The organism is Lyngbya sp. CCY1209 (assembly GCF_055795065.1).
Map to the genome: position 1 here is coordinate 1 of NZ_JAYFER010000304.1, position 276 is coordinate 276.

Annotated in this window: 1 protein-coding gene; it reads right to left on the bottom strand. The window is 46.4% G+C overall.

What is annotated here, in order from left to right; all coding sequences use genetic code 11:
* The coding region (locus AC0QHF_RS08925; protein ID WP_324703854.1) for a reverse transcriptase domain-containing protein at nt 1–276 on the bottom strand (276 nt) is incomplete at both ends.

A 276-nucleotide genomic window follows, 5' to 3' on the forward strand; every position in this document is an offset into this window, starting at 1 on the left:
TGCCTCACCATTCCATCCAGTGCGATGTTGGCGAGGAGTGGACTTATTACCCTTCCTTGTGGTGTCCCGGCTTTTGTGTCGTCAAATACACCATTGTCAATGACCCCGGCTTTTAGCCATTGTTTGGCATTTCGCCTTATGGTCGTTGGACAATGAAGTTTGGATAGTAGGTATTCATGGTCAATTTGGTCAAAACATTTGGCAATGTCGGCATCGAGGACGTAGTATTCCCCTTGATTAATCGCGACAAATATTCTGCCAATTGCGTCGAGGGTT